We start from the raw sequence: 22,069 nt of genomic DNA on the forward strand, positions 1-22,069 counted from the left end.
CGCCATGGCCTCGATGACCATGATCCAGGCCCTGCGCTCCGCCATGGACGTGATGCTCGGGCGCGACGACAACGTGATCATCTACGGCCAGGACGTGGGCTACTTCGGCGGCGTGTTCCGCTGCACCGAAGGCCTGCAGGCCAAGTACGGCCGCTCGCGCGTGTTCGATGCGCCGATCAACGAGGGCGGCATCGTCGGCTCGGCCATCGGCATGGGCGCCTACGGCCTGCGCCCGGTGGTGGAAGTGCAGTTCGCCGACTACGTCTATCCGGCCTACGACCAGATCGTGTCCGAGGCGGCGCGCCTGCGCTACCGCTCGGCGGGCGACTTCACCGCACCGATCACCATCCGCATGCCCTGCGGCGGCGGCATCTACGGCGGCCAGACCCACAGCCAGAGCCCCGAGGCGCTGTTCACGCACGTCTGCGGGCTGCGCACGGTGATGCCCTCGAATCCGCGCGACGCCAAGGGCTTGCTGATCGCCTCGATCGAGAACGACGACCCCGTGATCTTTCTCGAACCCAAGCGGCTGTACAACGGCCCTTTCGACGGCCATCACGAGCGGCCGCTGGTGTCCTGGTCGGCGCATCCGCTGGGCGAAGTGCCCGAGGGCTACTACACGGTGCCGCTGGAGTCGGCCACCGTGTTCCGCCCCGGCGCCGACCTGACGGTGATCAGCTACGGCACGATGGTCTTCGTCTCGGAAGCGGCCGCGCAGGAGACCGGCATCGATGCCGAGATCATCGACCTGCGCAGCCTGTGGCCGCTGGACCTGGAGACGCTGGTCGCTTCGGTCAAGAAGACCGGCCGCTGCGTGGTCGTGCACGAGGCCACGCGCACCAACGGCTTCGGTGCCGAGCTGGTGGCGCTGGTGCAGGAGCACTGCTTCCACTACCTGGAGGCGCCGATCGAGCGCGTGGCCGGCTGGGACACGCCCTATCCGCATGCGCAGGAGTGGGCCTACTTTCCGGGGCCGGCGCGCGTCGGTGCGGCGATGCGCCGCGTCATGGAGAACTGAATGGCCACGCATGCAATCAAGGTGCCGGACCTCGGCGAAGGCATTGCCGAGGTGGAGCTGGTGGCATGGCGCGTGCAGCCCGGCGACACGGTGGTCGAGGACCAGGTGCTGGCCGACGTGATGACCGACAAGGCCACCGTCGAGATTCCCTCGCCGGTCGCGGGCCGGGTGCTCGCGCTCGGCGGCGAAGTGGGGCAGCAGCTTGCGGTGGGCGCGGAGCTGATCCGGATCGACGTGGCAGCGCAGGGTGAGGCGGTGCAGGTGCCGGCCGCACCCGCACGTGCGCCGGCACCTGAACCTGCACCAGCCGTGGCGGCAGCAGCCGCAACGGCATCCGCACCGGCCGTGCGCACGCCACCCTCGGCCGGCAAGCCGCTCGCCGCACCCGCGGTGCGCCACCGCGCCGCAGTGCTCGGCATCGATCTGCAGCAGATTCAGGGCAGCGCCGCCGACGGCCGCATCCTGCACGAGGATCTCGACGCCTGGCTGCTCCGCCGGCAGCGCGCGCAGGCGCCGAGCCCGCCGCGCTACGCGGAGCGCAACGACGAGGAGGCCGTGCCCGTGACCGGCGTGCGCCGCCGCATCGCGCAGCGCATGCAGGATGCGATGCGCCGCATCCCGCACTTCACCTACGTCGAGGAAGTCGACGTGACCGAGCTGGAGCTGCTGCGCGCGCGGCTCAACGAACGCTGGGACAGCGAGCGGGCCCACCTGACGCTGCTGCCGCTGCTGGTGCGCGCCATCGTGCTGGCGGTGCCGCGCTTTCCGCAGATCAACGCCCGCTTCGACGACGAGACGGGCGTGCTCACGCGCCATGGCGCGGTGCACGTCGGCATCGCGACCCAGACCGCGGTCGGTCTCATGGTGCCGGTGCTGCGCCACGCCGAAGCACGCGATCCCTGGTCGAGCGCCACCGAGATCGCGCGGCTGGCCGAGGCCGCGCGCGCGGGCCGGGCCACGCGCGACGAACTGAGCGGCTCGACCCTCACCGTCACCAGCCTGGGCGCGCTGGGCGGCATCGCGTCCACGCCGATCATCAATGCGCCCGAGGTGGCGATCGTCGGCGTCAACCGCATCGTGCAGCGCCCGGTGATGAAGGATGGCGCGGTGGCCGCGCGGCGCATGATGAACCTGTCGTCCTCCTTCGACCACCGCGTGGTCGACGGCCAGCTGGCGGCCGAGTTCGTGCAGGCCGTGCGCGCCTCGCTCGAATGCCCGGCGCTGCTTTTTGCCGAGTAGCCGGCGCCGCGGCGCCTCAGGCCTCGCCGTCCGGCGCGAGCCCCGGTCCCTGGTGGAACACGAGGTCTTCCACCACCACGCCGCCCACCAGGTGCTGCGACAGGATGCGGTCCATGTTCTCGGGCGTGACGTTGTAGTACCAGGTGCCGTCGGGCTGCACGCACATCACCGGTCCGCCCTTGCAGGCCGCGAAGCAGCCGACGCGGCTGCGCTTGACGCGCAGCGCACCCTCGTGGAGGCCCGCGGCCTTGAACTTGTCGCCCAGGCTGTCGAACAGGTCCTGCGAGGTGCCGTCGGGGCTGCAGCGCGGTCCGGTGCAGACCAGCAGGTGGCGCTTGTAGCCGCCGATCTTCGGCTTGACCACTTCGCTCATTCCTGCGCCTCCTCGAGCGGCGCGGCCGCGGCGCTTTCTTCCTCGGCCGGTGCGGCCAGCACGGCCTCGATGTAGTCGGCGGGCAGGCGGTGCTGGGCCGCCAGCGCGGCGGCGCTTGCCCCTTCGGCATGGTCGGCGCGCAGGTTGGCCATCCAGCCCAGCAGGCCGGTCGACAGCGAGCGGCCGGGCTTCTCGCCGCTGCGCGTGTTGCCGCCGTCGTCCAGGTCGTACTTGTTGGCATAGCCGCGCGGCGTGACCATGAGGCCGTGCTGCACGAAGGTGTGGCTGTTGCCGATGAGCACGGTCGTCAGCATGCCGATGTCGCACTCGCTCATGTGGGCGAGCGTGGTCAACTCGATGCGCTCGCGCCGGCGGTAGGCCGACTTGACCACCGCCACCGGCGTGTCCGGCCGCCGGTGCCGCAGGAAAAGCTGCTGCGCCTGCACGATCTGCTGCGTGCGCCGTCCGCTCTTCGGGTTGTACAGGGCCACCACGAAGTCGGCCGCCGCCACCGCGTCGAGCCGCCGCGCGATCACGGGCCAGGGCGTGAGCAGGTCGCTCAGCGAGATCGAGCAGAAGTCGTGCGTGAGCGGCGCGCCCACCAGCGCCGCGCAGGCGTTGATGGCCGACGCGCCGGGCACCACCTCGACGGCGATGTCGGAGTCCGGCGTCCAGCCGGCCTGGAACAGCACCTCGTAGGTCGGTCCGGCCATGCCGTAGACACCGGAGTCGCCGCTGGAGATCAGCGCCACCTTCTTGCCCTCGCGGGCGCGCTCGAGCGCGTTGACGGCGCGGTCAAGCTCCTCGGTCATGCCCTTGCGGATCACCTCCTTGCCCTCGAGCAGGTCGGCCACCAGCTTGATGTAGGTGCTGTAGCCGACCACCACATCGGCTTCGGCGATCGCGGCCAGCGCGCGGCCCGTCATGTGGTCGTGGTGGCCGGGGCCGATGCCGACCAATGAAATCTTGCCGCTCATGGATTCACCTCCAGTGCCGGCGCAGTGCGCGAATCATCGAACGCAGCGGCCAGCGCCGGCCGCAGCCAGCGCTCGAACGCCAGGCCGCAGGCCACGCCCGTCGAGGCCCAGAAGCTCAGCGAGATCCAGGTGGTCACCCAGATGAAGCGCGCATCGAGCATCCGCAGTGCGGCCTGTGCCTCGGCGCCGAAGCCCGCGAAAGGATCGCCCGCGGCCTGCGGCGCACCCACCACGAAGGGCAGCGCGAGCCAGGCCGCGGCCGCGGGCCAGCGCAAGGCGCTGCGCAGCCCCGCGAGCGAGGTGCAGGCCAGCGCCGCGCCGGCCGCGGCCAGCACCCACCAGCCCTGGCGCGAACCCAGCCGGGCCGCATCCATGCCGGGGATTTCGGCCGGCAGCCCGAGCGAGGGCCAGAAGTGAAAGCTCAGCCAGCCGGCGGCAGACACCAGCAGCGCCAGCGGCAGCGAGCGCATGCGGGCGCCGCGCCAGAGGCAGACACCCATCGCCGCGAGCACCAGCAGCGCCATGCTGAAGGCATGCAGCATGTTGGCGACCCAGCTCCAGAAGCTGCGTTCGGCGCCGTCCTGGGGCTGCCACTGCACTTCATCCGCGGCAGCGCCGTGGGCATGCGCCGCGTCATGGCCGTGGTCCGGCAGGGGCGCGGCCTTCTGCGATTCGTAGCTTTCGGCCGCCTGGATGATCGGCGTGGCCTGCCACTGCTGCACGCCGGTCTGCACGCTGCCCACCAGCACGGCCGCCGCCAGTGCGCACCAGATCAATCGTTGGAAGATCATGGAATGTTCCGTGCTCAGTGGCAGGGCTTGACCGTGACGTGGCGCACGTCGTGTGCGGCGTTGTGCGCGAGCGGGCTTTCGGCGAAGGCGACGCCATACAAGACGAACAGGCCCAGCGCCGCGGCGCCGGCCAGTTGCAGCAGCAGGCTGCGCGGCGTGCCGGCATGGGCGAAGCCGCCGGTGTGGGAAGTGGTGTGCGTGGAGGAGGTGTTCATTGCGGGTTCCATTCGAGGTGAGGGTTGGGATTCATCAGGACATGCGCGCGATCGAGACCGTCGCGTGGCGCCCGTCGGCGCCGCGGTGCCTGTGCTTGGGGACGACCAGCGCCGCCATCGGCAGGCCGCCGCCGGCCAGCAGCGCGGCCGCCTCGCTGACCGAAGGCGTGCCGGTGTGGCGGCGCACCGTTTCCGACGGATGCGGCACGGGCACCTCGGCCAGCTGCGCGGCGGGATAGAAGCGCAGCGCCCAGCCGTGGGCCGCGGCCAGCGCCAGCAGGCCGGGCTCGTCGGCCTTCAGGTCGATGCTGGCGGCCGCGGCCACCTGCGCGAGCTGCGCGCCGATGCCGGCCAGCGCCTCGTCGATCGCCTGCTGCAGCGTGTGCTGGGGCGTGCCGCGGTCGCAGCCCAGGCCGATGGCGTAGCGCACGGTGCTCATTGCGGCGGCCGGTAGACGACGAGCCGCTCGGCCAGCGTGCGCCAGCGCTCGGCGCTCACTTCGGCCTGCGTGATCCACAGCACGGCCTTGAAGCGCGCGAGATCCACATCATCGAAGCGCGCGAAGCGGTGGATGTTGGCGGGCAGGGGAGTCGGGCGGTTCCACCAATCAGTGCTGCCCGCTTCCTGCACCACCGCGACCGGCTCGCCGTTCACGACATGGGCCGAGACGCGCGTGATGTTGATCTTGGGCGCCTCCACCTTCCAGCCGAGTTCGCGCCCGAGGATGTCGACCGGGATGGTCTTGCCCACGTCCGACGCGGTGGTCAGCACGGGCGTGGCATCCAGCAGCGCGGCGACCTGCTCGGCCATCGCGTTGGCGCCGCCCACGTGGCCCGAGAGCACCGGAATCACGAACTGCGCGGCGTCGTCCACCACCAGCACGCCCGGGTCTTCGTCCTTGCTCTTGAGGTGTGGCGCGATCAGGCGCACCACGGCGCCGAGCGAGACGAAGAACACGATCTGGTCGAAGTCCGCGAACAGCGCCGCGATCTCGTCGCGGAAGGCACCCGCGTAGGCGCGCACCGGGTTGGGCAGGCCGGCCATGAGCGGCGCGAACTTGTAGCCCACGCACACGCTGGCCTCGGGCAGCAGGCGGGCCAGTCCGGCCGTTTGCTGCGCGCCGTGCTTGGTGATGGCCACGAGCACCACGCGGGGTGCGGCTTCATTCGTCATTCGGGTTTTCGTCCTCTTCGATTTCGGTGCTGGTTTTCTTGCGGCAGCCGCGCACCAGTTCGCCGCGTTCGCGGCCGGGGTTCTTCACCAGCAGCAGCGACAGGTAGTTGACCTTGCTGCCTTTCAGGCTGGCCACGTCGTGCACGATGCGTTCGACCGGCGAGCCGGCCTTCTCGATGAAGCGGCTGTGCGCGAGCAGTCCGCGCCGCGCCAGCAGGTCGATCAGGTCGTCGAGCAGCGGCTTGACCTTCATGAGCACCAGCGTGTCGAAGTCGTCCAGCATCTTCTCGACCGCGGCAATGCCGTAGGCCGCCGGCACGATGGCCACGGTGTCGTCCTGCTCCGAGAGCGGCAGCTGCAGGCGCGCGCAGGCTGCGTTGAACGAGGTGACGCCGGGCACCACGTCGATGCGCGCGGCCGGGTCGAGTTCGCGCAGCACGCGCGCCAGGTAGCAGAAGCTTGCGTAGGTGGAGGCATCGCCCTCGACCAGGAACAGCACGTCCTGCCCGGTCGCCAGCAGCGCCTGCACGGTCTCGGCGGCCTTCAGCCAGTGGCGCGCGAGCTTCTCGGCGTCGTGCGTCATCGGGAACAGCAGCGCCTGGTGCTGCGCGGGCGCCGAAAGCCCGGCGCGCAGCGCGATGTCGAGCGCGTAGCTTTCCTTGCGCAGGCTGCGCACGGGGTAGGTCCAGACCGCGTCGGTGCGCGTCAGCAGGGACCAGGCGCGGCGCGTGATCAGGTCAGGATCGCCCGGGCCGAGCGATACGCCGTGGAGCATGCCGGGTGCCGTCATGCCGCACCGCCCGTCAGCACGCGGACCTCAGTCCTTTGCGCACAGACCAGCCACACCGGGTTCTCGGCCGCGAGCCGGTGCATGTGCAGGATCGGCTTGCTGCGCGAGGCCTGCAGCTGCAGCACGTCCCAGCTCGCACCCTGCGCCTTGAGCGCCTCGACCGCACCTGCGAGGTTCTCGATGGTCACGAAGTTCATCACCAGCCAGCCGCCCGGGCGCAGCCGCCGCAGCACCAGCGCGATGAGCTCGGCCAGTTCGCCGCCGGAGCCGCCGATGAAGACGGCGTCCGGATCGGCCCAGGCCGCCAGGCCCTCGGGCGCCTTGCCGTGCACCAGGCTGTGGTTGCTGATGCCCATGGCCTGCCGGTTGCGCGCGACGATGGCGCTGTCGTCGGCGTTCTTCTCGATCGCGTAGACATGGCCGCGCCAGCACAGCCGCGCCGCCTCCAGCCCGACCGAGCCGGAGCCCGCGCCGATGTCCCACACCACGCTGTCGGCGCGCAGCTGCATGCGCGCGAGCGAGACGGCGCGCACCTCGTTCTTGGTGATCAGGCCCTTCTCGGGATGGCGCTGTTCGAAGCTCGCGTCCGGCAGGCCGAACAGCACCTGCGGCGCGCGCAGCCGGGTGCGCCAGAGCAGCACCACGTTCGGGTCGGCAAAACGCATCTGTGCTGCCGCCGCGATCTGCATGCCGCTGACCACGCGTTCCTCGGGCTGGCACAGGCGCTCGGCGACGGCCATCTCGAGATCGTCGGCCAGGCCCTCGGCCACCAGCATGCGCGCGATGCGGTCGGGCGTGTTGTCGGGGCTGGTGAGCACCGCGAGGCGATCGTGCTGGCGGATGTCGCGCAGCAGCGCGTAAAGGCCGTGCGCGGGCGGCGATCCCGGCAGCCAGTCGCCCGCGTCCTTCGCATGCACCGAGGCGAACTTCATCTCCTGCCACGGCAGGCCGAGGCGCGCGCAGGCCAGCTGCAGCGTCGACACGTTGGGAATGACCTCGATCGCCTCGATGCACAGGCGCGCGGCCAGGAAGGCCGCGATGCCGTGGCACAGCGGATCGCCGGTGGCCAGCACGACCACGCGGCGCTCTTCGGCCTGTGCGGCGCGGATCCATTCGGGCACCTGCGACAGTGCGCCGGTGAGGTCGCGCTGCACCGCGCCGGGTGCGATGTGCGGCGCGAACAGCGCCAGCGTGCGTGCGGCGCCGATCACCAGCTGCGCCTGCTGCAGATGGGCCATCGCGCTGCGCCCGAGGCTCGCATCGCCATCGTCCAGCACGCCGAGGATGCGGCATTTGTGGGTCATGTTGTTGTGGTTGTCGTTCACGGCGCCTCCGCGATCTTTCGGCCTTCGAAGTCGCAGACCAGCACCTTCAGTTCGAACTGGTCGGGGTAGCGCGTGCGCAGCGTCTGGATGACGCGCTGCGCAAGCGCCGTGTGAAAGGCGGTGCCGAGCCCGAGCGCGTCCATGCGCTCGCCGGCATAGCGCGCGGTCTCGTTGCCGCGGATCGCCTCGCACACATCGGGCGGCGCGCAGAGTCCGGCGGCCAGGTCGGCCAGCAGGCCGGTGTCGACCTCGGCCCGGCCGGCGTGGGTGATGGTCTCGCCCTGCGCGATCTTGGTGAGCTTGCCGACCATGCCGCCGATCACCACTTTCCGGATCCCGGCCTTGACCGCGGCGCCCATCGCATAGCGCAGGAAGTCGCCCATCTGCACGAAGGCCGGCTCGGGCAGTTCCGGCATTTCGGCCATCACGAATTTCTCGGTGCGCCCGCCGGTCGTGAGCACGACCACGCCGTGGCCCAAGGTGCCCGCCACCTGCACGCCCTGCACCACGCTCGCACGGTAGGCGGCGGTGGAGTACGGCTTGACGATGCCGGTCGTGCCCAGGATGGAAATGCCGCCGAGGATGCCCAGGCGCGCGTTGAGCGTCTTCCTGGCCATCTCCTCGCCCTGCGGCACGGAGATGGCGACTTCGAGGCCGACCTCGTCGAGCAGCGCCGCGCCCACCGCGCGCACGTTGGCCTCGATGTTGCGGCGCGGCACCGGGTTGATGGCGGGGCCGCCCACGGCGAGCCCGAGGCCCGGCATGGTGACGGTGCCCACGCCGGCGCCGCCGGCCAGCACCACCTGGCCCGCGAGCTCGGGCAGCAGGCGCACGTCGGCCGTGAGATGGGCTTTGTCGGTGCAGTCGGGGTCGTCGCCGGCGTCCTTGATGACCATCGCATGCGCGCTCGCGCCGTCGACGCGGCCGTCGTGCACCGCGAAGCGCACGAGGTCGCCGTTGGGCAGCAGGCACTCGACCTCGCCGGGCACCTGGCCCGTGACCAGGCCGATCACCGCCGCGCGCGCCGCCGCGGCTGAACACGCACCGGTCGTGAAACCGGTGCGGGTGCCGCGGGGCGCGCCCTTGTCCATCATGCGGCGTGTTCGCGCGCCTCGGCCAGGCCCAGCAGCGCGTGGATCGCGGCCACCACCAGCGTGGAGCCGCCCTTGCGCCCGCGGATCACGATCCAGGGCACGTCGTTTTCGAGCGCGACCAGGTCCTTCGACTCGGCCGCCGACACGAAGCCCACCGGCATGCCGACCACCAGCGCGGGGCGCGCGCCCTCTTCGTGGATCAGCCGCACGATCTCGATCAGCGCGGTGGGCGCATTGCCGATGCCGACGATCGCGCCGTCGACCAGCCCGAGGCGATGCGCCTTGCGCATGGCCTGCACCGCACGCGTGGTGCCTTCGGCCATCGCCTGCGAGATCACGTCCGGGTCGCTGATGAACTGGTGCGTGCCCATGCCGAAGTGCGCCAGGCGCGGCGCCGAGAGGCCGACGCAGATCATCTCGACATCGGCCAGCACGCGGCTGGCGCGCGAGCGGATGGCGGCGATGGCGGCATCGACCGCTTCAGGATGGAAGTCGGTCAGGCCGTTGAAGTCGAAGTCGGCGTTCGCATGGATCATGCGGCGCACCACGGGCCACTGGTCGGCGGTGTAGGCATGCGATGCCACCTCGCGGTCGATCACCGCGAAGGAGTCGTGCTCGATGGCGCGGCCCGCCGCGGTGAGCTGCTCGGTGACGACGTTGGCCGCCGTGGAAGACGCCGGCTTCATCGCAGCACCGGCACCGGATCGTGCGCATGGGTGTGGCCATGCGCGTGGTCGTGGTCGTGGCCGTGATCGTGGCCATGCGCCGCCGCGTCGCCGTGGTGATGGCCGCCCAGCCCGTGTTCCACCGCGAAGTCGCGGAACTTGCAGCCGTCGCAGGGCATGAGCGCGGCCGGCGCGCCGCGCCGCAGGTCGTCCACGCGCTGCTCCAGCAGCGCGAAGATCTCGGGCTCGAAGCCGAAGTAGCGCGTGGAGACAAAACGGATCGTCGGGTATTGCGCCTTCAGGTGCTCGACCTGGCGCGCGATGCGTTCGACCAGCGTGCCGTTGAACAGGTAGTACGGCAGCACCACCACCTGCTTCATGCCCAGCAGGCTCTGGCGCTGCACGGCCCGCTCCAGGCGCGGATAGGTGATGCCCGTGAAGGCAAGGTCGACCAGCTCGTGGTCGGTCTCCTCCATCAGCCAGCGCGCCATCTTGGCCATGTCGCCGTTGGCCTGGCGGTCCGACGAACCCCGCCCCAGGATCACCACGCCGGTGGTGGTCGGGTCGGGCATGTCGAGCGCCTGCATCGCGTCCTTGAGGCGGCGCCGCAGGATCGCCAGGATCGGGTCGCAGGCCGTGAGGTGCGGCGCATAGAGGAACTGCACCATCGGGTACTTGAGGCGGGCGCCGTCGATGGCCTGCGGGATGTCCATCTTCACGTGGCCCGCGGCATTGAGGATGAGCGGCACCACGATCACGCGCCGCGCGCTCTCGGCGGCGCGGCGCAGGCCCTCGCTCATCGTGATCTCGGAGAACTCGATGAAGCAGACCTCGATGCGCCAGCCCGGCTGCCGCTGGCGCCATTGCGCGGCGAAGGCCTCGATCTCGTCGTTGCCGGATTTTTCGCGCGAGCCGTGGCCCACCAGCAGAATGGTTTCGGAGTTCATGGAAGTTCCTGGCGCAGGGTTTCGGCGGGAACGCTCGCGCGCCTGAAGCGGTGCGTGAAGCTCGCGTCGTAGAGCTTGGATTTGGCGAGCGTGGTCCACTGCCGCGCGCCCAGCGTGGGGCTGGCGATGATCATCGACTGGGTCGCGATGCGGGCCTCGCGGCACAGCGCCTGGATAGTCGCCACCGTGCCGCGCACGATCTTCTCTTCGCCGGGCCAGCTCGCCTTGTGGACCACCACCACGGGCGCATCGGGCGACCAGCCGGCGGCCGCGAGCGCGGCCGTGACCTTGCCAAGCAGCGTGATGCTCAGGAAGATGCACAGCGTGCTGTGGTGCGCGGCCAGCGCCTCGAGCGACTCGCCCTCGGGCATCGGCGTGCGGCCTTCGACGCGCGTGAAGATCACCGTCTGCGTGACCTCGGGCAGCGTGAGGCTTTCCACCGCCGCGGCCGCCGATGCCATGGCGGAGGACACGCCCGGCACCACCCCGATCGGCACGCCCGCCGCATCCAGCGGCTGCACCAGTTCGATCAGCGCGCCGTACAGGCCCGGGTCGCCGGTCTGCAGGCGCACCACGGTCTCGCAGCGCGCGGCCTGCGCGATCAGCCAGGCCGACATCTGCTCGAGCGTCATGTCCTTGCTGTCGGCAATGGCGCAGTCCGGATGCGCCCAGCGCATCGCGGCTTCGCTCACCAGCGAGCCCGCGAACAGGATCGCCCCGGCGCGCTCGACGAGGCCGCGGCCCTTGACGGTGATGAGTTCCGGATCGCCCGGGCCCGCACCGACGAACCACACGGTTCCCGGCGCCGGCGCACTGCCTGGAGCGATGGCTCGCTCGTTCATCATGATGATTCCTCCGCGCCCGCCGCGCGATAGATGGTCGGTAGGACCGGGCAGCGGGAGAAATCGGAGGGGCGTCAGTGGATGCGGTTCCGGCGGATGCACACCTGCATCGAGCCGGACGCCATGCGCCGCCCGCCGATCCTCGCCCACCGCAAGGTCATGCGCTGGTCGTCAGGCCGGTCTCCGGGCTCACGAGCGGAAGGCCATCGGCTCTCCAGCAAGACCACCTTCCCATGCCGTTCGCGGCACAGTGGCGCGGGACCGAATCCCGGGGCCTTGCTTCTGACTCGTTTACCGTTGCGGGGGCAGCGTCGGCATTGCGCGGTGTTCTCTCCACCGCCGCGCACCGACTTCCCGTTTCACCCTGGCCACCCCGCCGTTGATACGGGGCGCCAGGACACCTGACAACGCGCGCAAAGTGTATCAGGCGGTCTGGGCTCGATGAACGGCGGAAGGAGCCCCATGCCGGGGAAGGGAAGGCGCATCGGCGCGCTCCATCCGCCGCAGCGCGGCGCTCAGCTCGTCCTGCTCCGCAGGGCCCAGCTCGCGCGCCAGGCGCCTGAACCCGGCCTGGTAGCAGGGCAGCATCAGCGCCGCGGTGAGCGCGTGGACGTCATCGCCGCGTGCAAGGCGCTCATGGCACGCAGCGATGCTCCGATACACGCCGAGCGCCTGCGCGACGCGGGTTTTCCTGCTGCTGTCGTTGCTGCTCTCGATGCTCATCGCCGGCTCCTTGTGGCGCGCCGTGGATGGCGCCGCAAGGCAACTCTATGGATTGGCGGGCGCAGCGGGGAGTAACAAGATCGTCGTGAATCCGGCCCTACTCGACCGCGACCTTGCCCTCCTTGACCAGCCTCGCGAACTTCACCGTCTCCTCGCGGATGCGGGCCGCCATCTCGGCGGAGCTGTCGCCGATCGGCTCGGCGCCGATGGCACGCATCCGCTCGGCGAACTCCGGCGACTTGATGATCCTGGCCATCTCGGCGTGAAGCTTCGAGGTGATGTCCTTCGGCGTGCCGGCCGGCGCCAGCACGCCGAACCAGGTGCCGATGTCGAAGCCTTTCAGGCCGGCCTCTTCGAGCGTCGGCACCTCGGGCAGCACGGCGGAACGCTTCGCGGTGGTGACGGCCAGCGCGCGCAGCTTTCCGCCCTTGATGTGCTGCAGCACGGGCGTGATGGTGTCGAAGGACATGTCCACCTGTCCGCCCAGCAGGTCGGTGGTGAGCGGACCGCTGCCCTTGTATGGCACGTGCAGCAGCCTGACGCCGGTGCTGGCCTGGAACTGGGTGCCGATCAGGTGCTGTGCCGTGCCGTTGCCGTTGGAGCCGTAGGCCAGCTCCTTCGGTGACGACTTGGCGAGCGCGACCAGTTCGGCGACCGATTTCGCCGGCGTGAGCGCAGCGTTGATCACCAGCACATTCGGCACCATCGCCACCGTGGTGATGGGCGCGAAGTCTTTCTGGAAGTCGTAGGGCAGCTTCTTGTAGACGCTGGTCGCGATGGTGTGGTGCACTGCGCCCATCAGCAGCGTGTAGCCATCGGGCCTGGCCTTGGCGACATAGTCGGCGCCCAGCGTGGCGCCGGCGCCGGGCTTGCTTTCCACGATCACGGGCTGGCCCAGGGCCTTGGAGAGCGCATCGGCCAGCGCGCGGGCCAGCACGTCGGTGGTGCCGCCGGAAGGAAAGGGCACGACCAGGCTGATCGGCTTGGCCGGCCATGGCTCCTGGGCGGCGGCCCAGGGCGCGATGCAAAGGCCGAGGGCCGTCAGGACGGTTCCCGCGAGGGCGCGGCGCCTGGTGGCGCATGGTTGCTTCATCATGTTTTGTCTCCTGGCTGACGGTCTGTGCCGTGTGTTTTCGTTAGGCGAGCCGCGCGCACACGGCCTGCGTGACCTGCGCCGTGGTGGCGCTGCCGCCGAGATCGCGCGTGTGCAGCGCGGGATCGGCCGTCACGGCTTCGATCGCCTGCATGACGCGCCGCGCGGCCTCGGCCTCGCCCAGGTGCTCCAGCAGCATCACGACCGACCAGAAGGTGCCGACCGGATTGGCCAGGCCCTTGCCCATGATGTCGAAGGCGGAGCCGTGGATCGGTTCGAACATCGACGGGTAGCGCCGCTCGGGATCGATGTTGCCGGTGGGGGCGATGCCCAGGCTGCCCGCGAGCGCGGCGGCCAGGTCGCTGAGGATGTCGGCATGCAGGTTGGTCGCGACGATGGTGTCGAGCGAGGCCGGCCGGTTGATCATGCGCGCGGTCGATGCATCGACCAGTTCCTTGTCCCAGGTGACGTCCGGGAACTCCTTCGATATCTGCAGCGCGATCTCGTCCCACATCACCATGGCGTGGCGCTGGGCGTTGCTCTTGGTGATGACCGTGAGCAGCTTGCGGGGCCGCGACTGCGCCAGCCTGAAGGCGAAGCGCATGATGCGTTCGACGCCGGCACGGGTCATCATCGACACGTCGGTGGCGGCTTCGATCGGATGGCCCTGGTGCACGCGGCCGCCGACGCCCGCGTACTCGCCTTCGGAGTTCTCGCGCACGATCACCCAGTTCAGGTCGTCCGGGCCGCAGCGCTTGAGGGGGCCATCGATGCCGGGCAGGATGCGCGTCGGGCGCACGTTGGCGTACTGGTCGAAGCCCTGGCAGATCTTCAGCCGCAGGCCCCAGAGCGTGATGTGGTCGGGAATGTGCGGATCGCCCGCCGAGCCGAACAGGATCGCGTCCTTGCCGCGCAGCGCGTCGAGGCCGTCGTCCGGCATCATCTTGCCGTGCGCGCGGTAGTAGTCGCCGTCCCAGCCGAAGTTCTCGAACTCAAAGCCGAAACTGCTGCTGGCCGAAGCCAGCGCTTCGAGCACTTTCTGGCCTGCGGGAACGACTTCCTTGCCGATGCCGTCTCCGGGGATGGTTGCGATCTTGTACGTCTTCATGGCGATGTCTGCGGGAGGTTGGAAAGAGCTTCGACTGTAGGAAGCAGGAGCCCGCGGAATCGGCGCTAAAGTGAAGCCATCGTTAACCTGTATTCAACAGTGGGGCCACGATGAGCAGCGCCATCCTTCCGGCCGATCTCGGCTTCTTCTCCACCCTGGCCAGCGCCGGCAGCCTGAGCGCCGCCGCGCGGGAGCTGGGCATCACCACGCCCGCGGTCAGCAAGCACCTGGCGCTGATGGAATCGCGCGCCGGCGTGCTGCTGGTCAACCGCTCGACGCGCCGCATGAGCCTCACGCCCGAGGGCGAGCTGTACCTGGAGCATGCGCGCCGCATCCTCGGCGAGATCGACGGCATGGAAGAACTGCTGGGCGTGTCGCGCGCCACGCCGCGCGGCCTGCTGCGCGTGAATGCCACGCTGGGCTTCGGGCGCAGCCATGTCGCGCCGCTGATCTCGCGCTTCGTGCGCAAGCATCCGGCCGTGGAAGTGCAGCTGCAACTGTCGGTCAATCCGCCGGCGCCGAGCGAGGACCTGTTCGATGTCTGCGTGCGCTTCGGCGCGCCGCCGGACAGCCGCGTGGTGGCAAGGCATATCGCGTCGAACCGCCGGCTGCTGTGCGCATCGCCCGCCTACCTGGCGGCGCGCGGCATGCCCAAGGTGCCGAACGACCTGTCCAGGCACAACTGCATCGGCATCCGCCAGGGCGAGGAGGCCTATGGGGTCTGGCGCCTGACGAGCGGCAGAGGGCGCCATGCGCGCACCGAGTCCGTCAGGACGCGCGGCAACCTGGCGACCAACGACGGCGAGATCGCCGTGAACTGGGCCCTCGAAGGCCACGGCATCCTGATGCGCGCCGAGTGGGACATCAACCGCTTCCTGCGCAGCGGCCGCCTGGTGCAGGTGCTGCCGCAGTACTTCACGCCCGATGCGGACATCTATGCCGTGTACCCGCAGCGGCACCAGCTGGCCGCGCGGGTGCGGGCCTTCGTCGATTTCCTGGCGCTCTCCTTCACGCAGCAGGCGGCGTCGGGCAAGGCATAGCCGAGCCGAGGAGGGTCGCTGCCGAAAGACCCATGCTTGCCAGCCCGTCCACCGCAGGTGTAGGAAAGGGGCGCGTCGGCGCGTGAGAACGGGTTGCCGCCGTGCAGCACGGGTGAGAATCCGCGGATGCATCCAACCAGCAGCACCTCATTCCTGCAGTCCACCATCAGGCCCGCCCTCATGGCCGCAGCCATCGCGGCGCTTGTCGCAGGCTGCGCTTCCGCACCGCCCGGATCGGCAACGCAGCCGCCGGGCACCACAGCGGGGCAGCGGCCCGCAACTGCGCCCACGCCCGCAGCTACGGACACTGCCGCGCTCGAGCAGCAGCGCTTTGCCAAATGGGTCGCAGACTTCCGCGCCACCGCACGCGCATCCGGCATCAGCGAGGCCACCTTGCGAAGCGCCTTCGACCAGGTGCAGTTTCTTCCGCGGGTGATCGAGCTGGACCGCGCCCAGCCCGAGTTCACGCGCACGGCCTGGGACTATCTCGACAACACCGTCTCGCCCCAGCGCATTGCCACGGGCCAGGACAAGCTGCTGCAGGTTCGCGCCGAAGCCGATGCGGCGGCCGCGCGCTACGGCGTGCCGGGCACCATCGTCGTCGCCATCTGGGGCATGGAAAGCAACTACGGCGGCAACTACGGCAGCACGCCGGTGATCGACGCGCTGGCCACGCTCGGCTTCGAGGGCCGGCGCGAAGACTGGGCGCGCCGCGAACTGCTCGCGGCGCTCAAGATCCTCGACAGCGGCGACATCGCGCGCGACCGCATGATCGGCTCCTGGGCGGGTGCCATGGGCCAGACCCAGTTCCTGCCGTCGAACTTCCTGGCCTACGCGGTCGATGCCGACGGCGACGGACGCCGCGACATCTGGGGCAGCATGCCCGACGTGGTGGCCTCGACGGCCAACTTTCTCTCGCGCTCGGGCTGGCAGGCCGGCATGCCGTGGGGCGTGGAGGTCAAGTTGCCGGCGAGCTTCGACTACGGCCGCGCCGACATGGCCGTACGCCAGCCGAGCACGCAGTGGGCGGCCGAGGGAATCACGACGATGGACGGCCAGCCGCTGCCGGAATTTGCCGACGGCTCGGTGCTGCTGCCCGCGGGCGCACAGGGGCCGGCCTTCCTGGTCGGGCCGAACTTCCGCGCCGTGCTGCGCTACAACAACTCGACCAACTACGCGCTCGCCGTGGGCCTGCTCGCGCAGCGCCTTGGCGGCGGCCCCGACGTGCAGACGCCATGGCCAAGAAGCCTGTCGGCGCTCTCGCGCAGCCAGATGGTCGAGTTGCAGACTGCGCTCACCCAGCGCGGCTTTGCCACCGGCGCGGCCGACGGCGTCATGGGCCCGGCCACGCGCGAAGGGCTGCGCCGCTACCAGCGCAGCGTCGGCCTGCCCGCGGATGGCTATCCGAGCGCGGAGCTGCTGCAGCGCCTGCAGCAACAACCCTAGCGGGCACCGTTAAACTGGGGCCGGGTGCGGGGCCCTTGCTTCTGGTTGGCGGCGCCGCAGGTTCATGCGATGGTCGGGCCGCCACGCGGATCAGCCACGCCACCCTCCCATGCAAGAGCCCACCATCCAGTACGTTGCCGCAGCCATCTTTGCCGTGGCGCTCCTCCACACCTTTGCCGCCAAGCAGTTCGAGCGGCTGTCGCACCGCTTTCCCCGTCATGCCGGCCTGTTCCACCTGCTGGGCGAGGTGGAGGTCGTGTTCGGCTTCTGGGCCATCGTGCTCGTTCTTGCGATGGCCCTGCTGGTCGGAGGCGGGCCGGCGCTCGGCTATGCGGAGTCGCGCAATTACACCGAACCCCTGTTCGTCTTCGTCGTGATGGTGGTGGCCGCCTCGCGGCCCGTGCTGCGCACCGTCATGTCGGGCGTGAGCCTCATTGCGCGCGTGCTGCCGCTGCCCACGCCCGTCGCGGCGGCATGGCTCGGGCTGGCCGCCGTGCCGCTGTTGGGCTCGCTCGTCACCGAGCCCGCGGCCATGACCATCGCGGCGCTCATGCTCGCGCCGCAGACCTTCAGGCCGCAGGTGCCCGAAGCGGTGAAGTACCTCGCGCTGGGCGTGCTGTTCGTCAACGTGTCGATCGGCGGCACGCTCACGTCGTACGCCGCGCCGCCGGTGCTGATGGTGGCCTCGACCTGGCAATGGGACAGCGCCTTCATGCTCGCCACCTTCGGCTGGAAGGCCGCCATCGCCGTGCTCGTCAACGCCACCGTGGCCACCTTCGTGCTGCGCAAGCACCTGCCCGCCGCATCGGCCGCGGACGCGGCGCTCTCCGAAGCGCCCGTGCCGCCCGCCGTGGCCCTGGTGCACCTGGTGCTGCTGGCCGGCATCGTGCTGTTCGCGCATCATCCGGTCGCGTTCCTCGGGCTGTTCCTGATGTTCCTCGGATTCACGCAGGCCTACGAGCGCCACCAGAGCCCGCTGATCATCAAGGAAGCGCTGCTCGTCGGCTTCTTCCTGGCCGGGCTGGTGGTGCTGGGCGGCATGCAGCAGTGGTGGCTGGAGCCGGTCGTATCGAGCCTGCAGCCGCTGGCCTTGTTCTTCGGTGCGCTGGGCCTCACGGCCATCACCGACAACGCGGCGCTCACCTACCTGGGCTCGCTGATCACGAACATCTCGGACGAATCCAAGTACATGCTCGTCGCCGGCGCGGTGGCCGGCGGCGGCCTGACGGTGATTGCCAACGCGCCCAATCCCGCGGGCGTCGCGCTGCTCAAGCGCGGCTTCTCCGACGAGACCATCGGCGCTGGCGGACTGCTGCTGGGTGCGCTCGGGCCCACGCTCGTGGCCGCCGCGGCCTTCATGCTGTTGTAGCAGTGGAACCGCGCGCGGCGCGGATCGAAAGGAGACAGGAACATGCACGCGTTCTTTCACATCGGTCCGGCCGCAGGCGCGGTGCTCGCAGCGGCCCTGGCCATCGGCGGCTGCTCTTCGCACGGCGACGCCGTTTCATCCAGAAGCGCGAGGGCCGAGCCGCCGCCCACCGATTGCAGCGCCTGGGTGGGCGTCGACCGCAACCACGAGCTGCCCGGCTACCGGCTGCGGCAGCCCGATGGCCGCACCGTCTGCGTGCCGTTCGGCGTCAACGCCTATCGGCCGCCCGCGGGGTATGCCGGCAGCGACTACTACGTCGATGAATTCACCGATGCGCGCCTGAAGGAACGCTGGCGCGCCTGCAAGGCCGATGCCGCCTGCTTCGCGCGCATCGATGCGCAGATGCAGCGCTGGCTGCCGCCGAACAAGGCGCGCTCGACGCGCTCGACCGGCGTGGTCGATCCCTCCGGCAGGATCGATCCGGAAGGGCTCGTCGACCTGCGGCAGATCCGGCGCCCGGCCTTCTTCGCCAAGGCACCCTATGCCGAGGCCATTGCGCGCGCCGATGGCAGCACCTTCGTGGTCGAGTTCACCGTGCCGCGCGACAGCTTCGAGCGCCTTGACCTGAAGATGGCCGATCCGGTCAAGCTGCGCGGCTGGTACATCGAGGGCCGCGGCGTCGACGACGGCAAGGGCGGCAGGATGCGCGCGCTGGTGATCATGGCGCCGGGCGGCGGCGGGCAGCTCACCGCGATCCAGCACCCCGACGAAAAGCCCTACCGCATCGACCCGGCCACGGGCCGCGCGGTCGAGGTCAAATTTCCGAACGCCACCACCGAGACCATGGGCCAGCGCTGGTGGCGCGAGAACCTCGATGCGCTCCACCAGGCGGGCTTCGACGTGCTGGCCTACGACCGGCGCGGCGAGGGCATCTCGGGCGGATTCAGCGACACCCACACGCTGGAGCAGGGCGAGGACGTGTTTCGCGTGCTCGCGCAACTCGACACCGGCCAAGGCCTGCGGCTGCTCACGCCGGACGGCCGCGTGCTCGAGGGCAGCGAGGCGGTAGGCAGGCTGCTGGGCGGCATGAAGTCGACGCGCATCCCGATCCTGCTCGGCGGCTATTCGCGCGGCTCGATGTCCACGGCCTGGGCCATGGCCAAGAACTTTTCGGGTGCGTGCAGCTACGACATGCCGGTGCCCGAATGCCAGCCGCCCAAGGGGCTTTCGAACATCAAGGGCGCGATCCTGCTGTCTTCATTCGCGAGCGGCGCGGGCTACCTGCCGGCATCGCCCGACCTGGCCGACCGCAACCTGTTCCTCGGTGGCATGGCGGCGGACCATCACATCCTGTTCTATCCGAACTCGGCGCCGCTCGCGGGCATGCACAAGTGGCCGGCCGCGTTCTTCGGCAAGGGCCTGTGGGACCGTGCGGAAACACTGGAAGGCACCGTGGCCGCCTACGACCGCATCCCTGGTGCACGTGAAATCGTGGTGGCCCGCGCACCCCATTCGATCGAGACCTGGCCGGACGGCGACAGGCAGTATTTGCGCGAGCGGATGGTGGCCTTCGCGAAGGTGGCGATCACGGGCGGCACGACCGTGCCGGGCGCAAAGCCCTGGTCCAACCTCAAGGAACTGGTCGCGACCACGCCTGATTCGTGGGAGCCGTCGTCGAGGCCCAGGGCAGCCGACGGCTTGCCTTGACTGTTCTTCCATTTTGTTGGATATTCTTTCCGACATCATGGAAAATCAGCCATCTAGCCTCAACGACCGGATCGCGCAGCGCGTGCGAGACCTGCGCGCCGACCGCGGCCTTTCGCTCGATGCGCTGGCGGCGCATTGCGGCGTCAGCCGCTCGATGATCTCGCTCATCGAGCGCGGCGAAAGCAGCCCGACGGCGGTGCTGCTCGAGAAACTCGCAACCGGCCTCGGCGTTCCGCTGGCGTCGCTGTTCGATGTGCCCCTGCCCGAGCCGGGCCCGGTGTCCCGGTTGGCCGACCAGCCGCAATGGCGCGATCCGCATTCGGGCTATGTGCGCCGCAACGTGTCGCCCGGCGGCTCCGCATCGCCGATCCACATCGTCGAGATTCTTTTTCCGCCAAAGGCGCGCGTGGCCTACGAAACCGGTGCGCGGGAACCGCAGGTTCACCAGCAGGTGTGGGTGCTCGAAGGAATCATCGAAGTCACGCTCGGCGACGACCGCCACCGGCTCGGCGCGGGCGACTGCCTGGCGCTGGTGCTCGACCGTCCCACCAGCTACTACAACCCCACCCGGCAGATCGCGCGCTATGCCGTCGTGATCGCCACCTCGCCCTCTTCCTGGAGATGACATGACACACCCTGCGGCAACAACTTCCGCGCCACGCATCCGCCTTCTCTCCAGCGTCGGCGACGCGCATGTCCGGCAGCTGGCCGACGTGCTCGTCGACTGCGTCGAAGGTGGCGCCTCGGTCAGCTTCATGCTGCCGCTCACGCCCGAGCGCGCCCAGGCTTTCTGGCAGCGCGTGGCCGAGGGCGTGGCAAGCGGCGAGCGCGCGCTGCTGGTGGCCGAAGATGCGCAAGGCATCGTCGGCACCGTGCAGCTCGTGCTCGGGCAGCCCGAGAACCAGCCGCACCGCGCCGAGGTCTCGAAGATGCTGGTGCACCGGCGTGCCCGGCGCCAGGGCATCGGCGCGCTGCTGATGCAGGCCGCCGAGCAACTCGCCCTCGAACACAGAAAGACCCTGCTCGTGCTCGACACCTCCAGCGCCGAGGCCGAGCGGCTTTACGCCCGGCTCGGCTGGACCCGCGTCGGCGTGATTCCAGGCTATGCACTGCTGCCCGGCGGCGCGCCGTGCGACACCACCTACTTCTATCGCGCGCTGGCGCCGCAGGCGCGATAGCCCGCAGTGCTGTTGCCGCCCGCGGAGCGCGCCGCGGGTGCGGCTGCCGCCCTGCGGCTCGCGGCCGTATGCAGCAGCAGCCCGCCGACCACCATCGCCATGCCGGCCAGCTCGTTGGCTGATGGCAGCTTGCCCAGCGCAACGCCCATCAACAGCGCCGACACCGGAACGAAATTCAGGAACGCCGTGCCGGTGACGGCACCCAGCGTGCGCACGCCGTAGTTGAAGGCCAGCACGGAGATGGCGGACGGCACCAGGCCCACGAACAGCAGCGCGTGCCACGAGAGGCGCAGGCCCTCGGCAGTGGGTGCATGGCTCGCGCCGAAGGCGGTGACGATCAGCGCGCCCGCCAGCAGCAGCGGCCAGGAAGCCAGCACGGTGAGGGCCGAATACTCGACCACGTCGAGCGTGGGAAAGCGCGCCGCGCCGCGCGTGTACCAGATCCAGCCCAGCGTGCCGGCAAAGGCGACCGCATCGCCGAAGAGCGTCGAGCCGGCGGACGAAGAAGCGGTGCCGAAGAGCAGGCCCGACACCATGGCGACGCCCGCGAGCGCCAGCGCCGTCGCCAGCAGCGCCAGGCGCGCGGGCCGCACGCCGTCGAAGGCCCAGCGCACCAGTTGCGTGGTCATGGGCGTGGTGGCCACGATCACCGCGCCGTGCGAGGGCACCGAATGCGCGAGCCCGACGAACAGCATCACGCTGAAGACGCCGAAGCCCGCGGCGCCCCGCAGCGCCAGCGGCAGCGCGTGCAGGCGCAGCTTGCGCCAGGGCGCCGCGCCGCGCGGCAGCAGCAGCGCAGCGAACAGCAGGGCCGACATGCTGTAGCGGATCAGCGTGAGCCACACGGGCTCGACGTGCGGCAGGACGTCCTTGCCGACAAGGAACATGGCGCCCCATCCGGAGGTGGCGAGCAGCAGCGCGGCAATGCCGAGCGGGCGTGGATTGGCGGTGAACAT

General features: G+C 70.1%; 24 protein-coding genes and 1 riboswitch. Of the genes, 8 read left to right on the forward strand and 16 right to left on the reverse strand.

Going from position 1 to position 22,069, the window contains the following annotated elements:
* The first annotated feature begins 4 nt into the window (after positions 1-4).
* Both FB547_RS06965 and FB547_RS06970 read left to right on the forward strand, forming a co-directional pair.
* Positions 5-1,018 (forward strand): alpha-ketoacid dehydrogenase subunit beta, encoded by a 1,014-nt coding sequence (locus FB547_RS06965; RefSeq protein ID WP_145740784.1) that lies wholly within the window; start codon positions 5-7, stop codon positions 1,016-1,018.
* Positions 1,019-2,257, forward strand: a complete 1,239-nt coding sequence (locus FB547_RS06970) for a dihydrolipoamide acetyltransferase family protein (RefSeq protein WP_145740785.1) — start codon at positions 1,019-1,021, stop codon at positions 2,255-2,257.
* 16 nt (positions 2,258-2,273) lie between these two features.
* Here FB547_RS06970 and FB547_RS06975 read toward each other — a convergent pair whose 3' ends face one another.
* From FB547_RS06975 to FB547_RS07045, 15 genes are all read right to left on the reverse strand, one after another.
* Positions 2,274-2,630, reverse strand: coding sequence for a (2Fe-2S) ferredoxin domain-containing protein (locus FB547_RS06975; protein WP_145740786.1), 357 nt, complete (start codon positions 2,628-2,630; stop codon positions 2,274-2,276).
* A complete protein-coding gene (cobJ, locus tag FB547_RS06980) occupies positions 2,627-3,607 on the reverse strand; it encodes a precorrin-3B C(17)-methyltransferase (RefSeq protein WP_145740787.1) in 981 nt (326 codons plus the stop codon). Before cobJ ends, FB547_RS06975 begins: the two co-directional genes overlap by 4 nt.
* Positions 3,604-4,398: a CbtA family protein gene (locus FB547_RS06985; protein WP_145740789.1), complete on the reverse strand. Its 795-nt coding sequence runs from the start codon at positions 4,396-4,398 to the stop codon at positions 3,604-3,606. Before FB547_RS06985 ends, cobJ begins: the two co-directional genes overlap by 4 nt.
* Positions 4,399-4,412: 14 nt before the next feature.
* Positions 4,413-4,613: a CbtB domain-containing protein gene (locus tag FB547_RS06990; protein ID WP_145740791.1), complete on the reverse strand. Its 201-nt coding sequence runs from the start codon at positions 4,611-4,613 to the stop codon at positions 4,413-4,415.
* Between the two features lie 34 nt (positions 4,614-4,647).
* Complete coding sequence (locus FB547_RS06995) at positions 4,648-5,052, reverse strand: cobalamin biosynthesis protein (RefSeq protein WP_145740793.1); 405 nt, start codon at positions 5,050-5,052, stop codon at positions 4,648-4,650.
* A complete protein-coding gene (locus FB547_RS07000; protein ID WP_145740795.1) occupies positions 5,049-5,786 on the reverse strand; it encodes a cobalamin biosynthesis central domain-containing protein in 738 nt (245 codons plus the stop codon). Before FB547_RS07000 ends, FB547_RS06995 begins: the two co-directional genes overlap by 4 nt.
* Positions 5,776-6,576 (reverse strand): precorrin-2 C(20)-methyltransferase, encoded by an 801-nt coding sequence (gene cobI, locus FB547_RS07005; RefSeq protein ID WP_145740797.1) that lies wholly within the window; start codon positions 6,574-6,576, stop codon positions 5,776-5,778. Before cobI ends, FB547_RS07000 begins: the two co-directional genes overlap by 11 nt.
* Positions 6,573-7,880 (reverse strand): precorrin-6y C5,15-methyltransferase (decarboxylating) subunit CbiE, encoded by a 1,308-nt coding sequence (gene cbiE, locus FB547_RS07010; protein ID WP_186454122.1) that lies wholly within the window; start codon positions 7,878-7,880, stop codon positions 6,573-6,575. Before cbiE ends, cobI begins: the two co-directional genes overlap by 4 nt.
* 17 nt (positions 7,881-7,897) lie before the next feature.
* The gene (locus FB547_RS07015) at positions 7,898-8,995 is read right to left on the reverse strand and encodes a cobalt-precorrin-5B (C(1))-methyltransferase (RefSeq protein ID WP_145740801.1); all 1,098 of its coding nucleotides are present in this window, start codon (positions 8,993-8,995) and stop codon (positions 7,898-7,900) included.
* Positions 8,992-9,681 (reverse strand): precorrin-8X methylmutase, encoded by a 690-nt coding sequence (locus FB547_RS07020; RefSeq protein WP_145740803.1) that lies wholly within the window; start codon positions 9,679-9,681, stop codon positions 8,992-8,994. Before FB547_RS07020 ends, FB547_RS07015 begins: the two co-directional genes overlap by 4 nt.
* On the reverse strand, positions 9,678-10,607 hold the full coding sequence (locus FB547_RS07025) for a sirohydrochlorin chelatase (RefSeq protein ID WP_145740805.1): 930 nt from the start codon (positions 10,605-10,607) through the stop codon (positions 9,678-9,680). Before FB547_RS07025 ends, FB547_RS07020 begins: the two co-directional genes overlap by 4 nt.
* Entirely contained in the window at positions 10,604-11,449 is an 846-nt protein-coding gene (cobM, locus tag FB547_RS07030; RefSeq protein ID WP_145741988.1) for a precorrin-4 C(11)-methyltransferase, read from the reverse strand. Before cobM ends, FB547_RS07025 begins: the two co-directional genes overlap by 4 nt.
* Before the next feature lie 156 nt (positions 11,450-11,605).
* Positions 11,606-11,869, reverse strand: a riboswitch (cobalamin riboswitch).
* Positions 11,870-11,872: 3 nt separating this feature from the next.
* Entirely contained in the window at positions 11,873-12,172 is a 300-nt protein-coding gene (locus FB547_RS07035; protein ID WP_225612790.1) for a hypothetical protein, read from the reverse strand.
* 97 nt (positions 12,173-12,269) lie between these two features.
* Complete coding sequence (locus tag FB547_RS07040) at positions 12,270-13,268, reverse strand: Bug family tripartite tricarboxylate transporter substrate binding protein (protein ID WP_145740807.1); 999 nt, start codon at positions 13,266-13,268, stop codon at positions 12,270-12,272.
* A 40-nt stretch (positions 13,269-13,308) separates the two neighbouring features.
* Positions 13,309-14,373, reverse strand: coding sequence for a tartrate dehydrogenase (locus FB547_RS07045; protein WP_145740809.1), 1,065 nt, complete (start codon positions 14,371-14,373; stop codon positions 13,309-13,311).
* A gap of 110 nt (positions 14,374-14,483) precedes the next feature.
* Between FB547_RS07045 and FB547_RS07050 the strand changes: the two genes are divergently transcribed.
* The 6 genes from FB547_RS07050 to FB547_RS07075 all read left to right on the forward strand — a co-directional run bounded on the left by FB547_RS07050 (position 14,484) and on the right by FB547_RS07075 (position 21,113).
* The gene (locus tag FB547_RS07050) at positions 14,484-15,413 is read left to right on the forward strand and encodes a LysR substrate-binding domain-containing protein (RefSeq protein WP_145740810.1); all 930 of its coding nucleotides are present in this window, start codon (positions 14,484-14,486) and stop codon (positions 15,411-15,413) included.
* A 126-nt stretch (positions 15,414-15,539) separates the two neighbouring features.
* Complete coding sequence (locus FB547_RS07055) at positions 15,540-16,859, forward strand: lytic murein transglycosylase (RefSeq protein ID WP_145740813.1); 1,320 nt, start codon at positions 15,540-15,542, stop codon at positions 16,857-16,859.
* 109 nt (positions 16,860-16,968) lie between these two features.
* Positions 16,969-18,228 carry a putative Na+/H+ antiporter gene (locus tag FB547_RS07060; RefSeq protein WP_145740814.1) on the forward strand — a complete coding sequence of 420 codons (1,260 nt, stop codon included), beginning with the start codon at positions 16,969-16,971 and terminating at the stop codon, positions 18,226-18,228.
* 42 nt (positions 18,229-18,270) lie between these two features.
* Complete coding sequence (locus tag FB547_RS07065; RefSeq protein ID WP_145740816.1) at positions 18,271-19,935, forward strand: alpha/beta fold hydrolase; 1,665 nt, start codon at positions 18,271-18,273, stop codon at positions 19,933-19,935.
* A gap of 37 nt (positions 19,936-19,972) precedes the next feature.
* Complete coding sequence (locus tag FB547_RS07070; RefSeq protein ID WP_145740818.1) at positions 19,973-20,560, forward strand: helix-turn-helix domain-containing protein; 588 nt, start codon at positions 19,973-19,975, stop codon at positions 20,558-20,560.
* Position 20,561: 1 nt separating this feature from the next.
* Positions 20,562-21,113, forward strand: coding sequence for a GNAT family N-acetyltransferase (locus FB547_RS07075; RefSeq protein WP_145740820.1), 552 nt, complete (start codon positions 20,562-20,564; stop codon positions 21,111-21,113).
* Here FB547_RS07075 and FB547_RS07080 read toward each other — a convergent pair.
* Positions 21,083-22,069 carry a DMT family transporter gene (locus FB547_RS07080; protein ID WP_145740822.1) on the reverse strand — a complete coding sequence of 329 codons (987 nt, stop codon included), beginning with the start codon at positions 22,067-22,069 and terminating at the stop codon, positions 21,083-21,085. The genes FB547_RS07075 and FB547_RS07080 overlap by 31 nt on opposite strands.

The sequence above is a fragment of the Variovorax beijingensis genome, assembly GCF_007828835.1.
Classification (GTDB): Bacteria; Pseudomonadota; Gammaproteobacteria; order Burkholderiales; family Burkholderiaceae_C; genus Variovorax; species Variovorax beijingensis_A.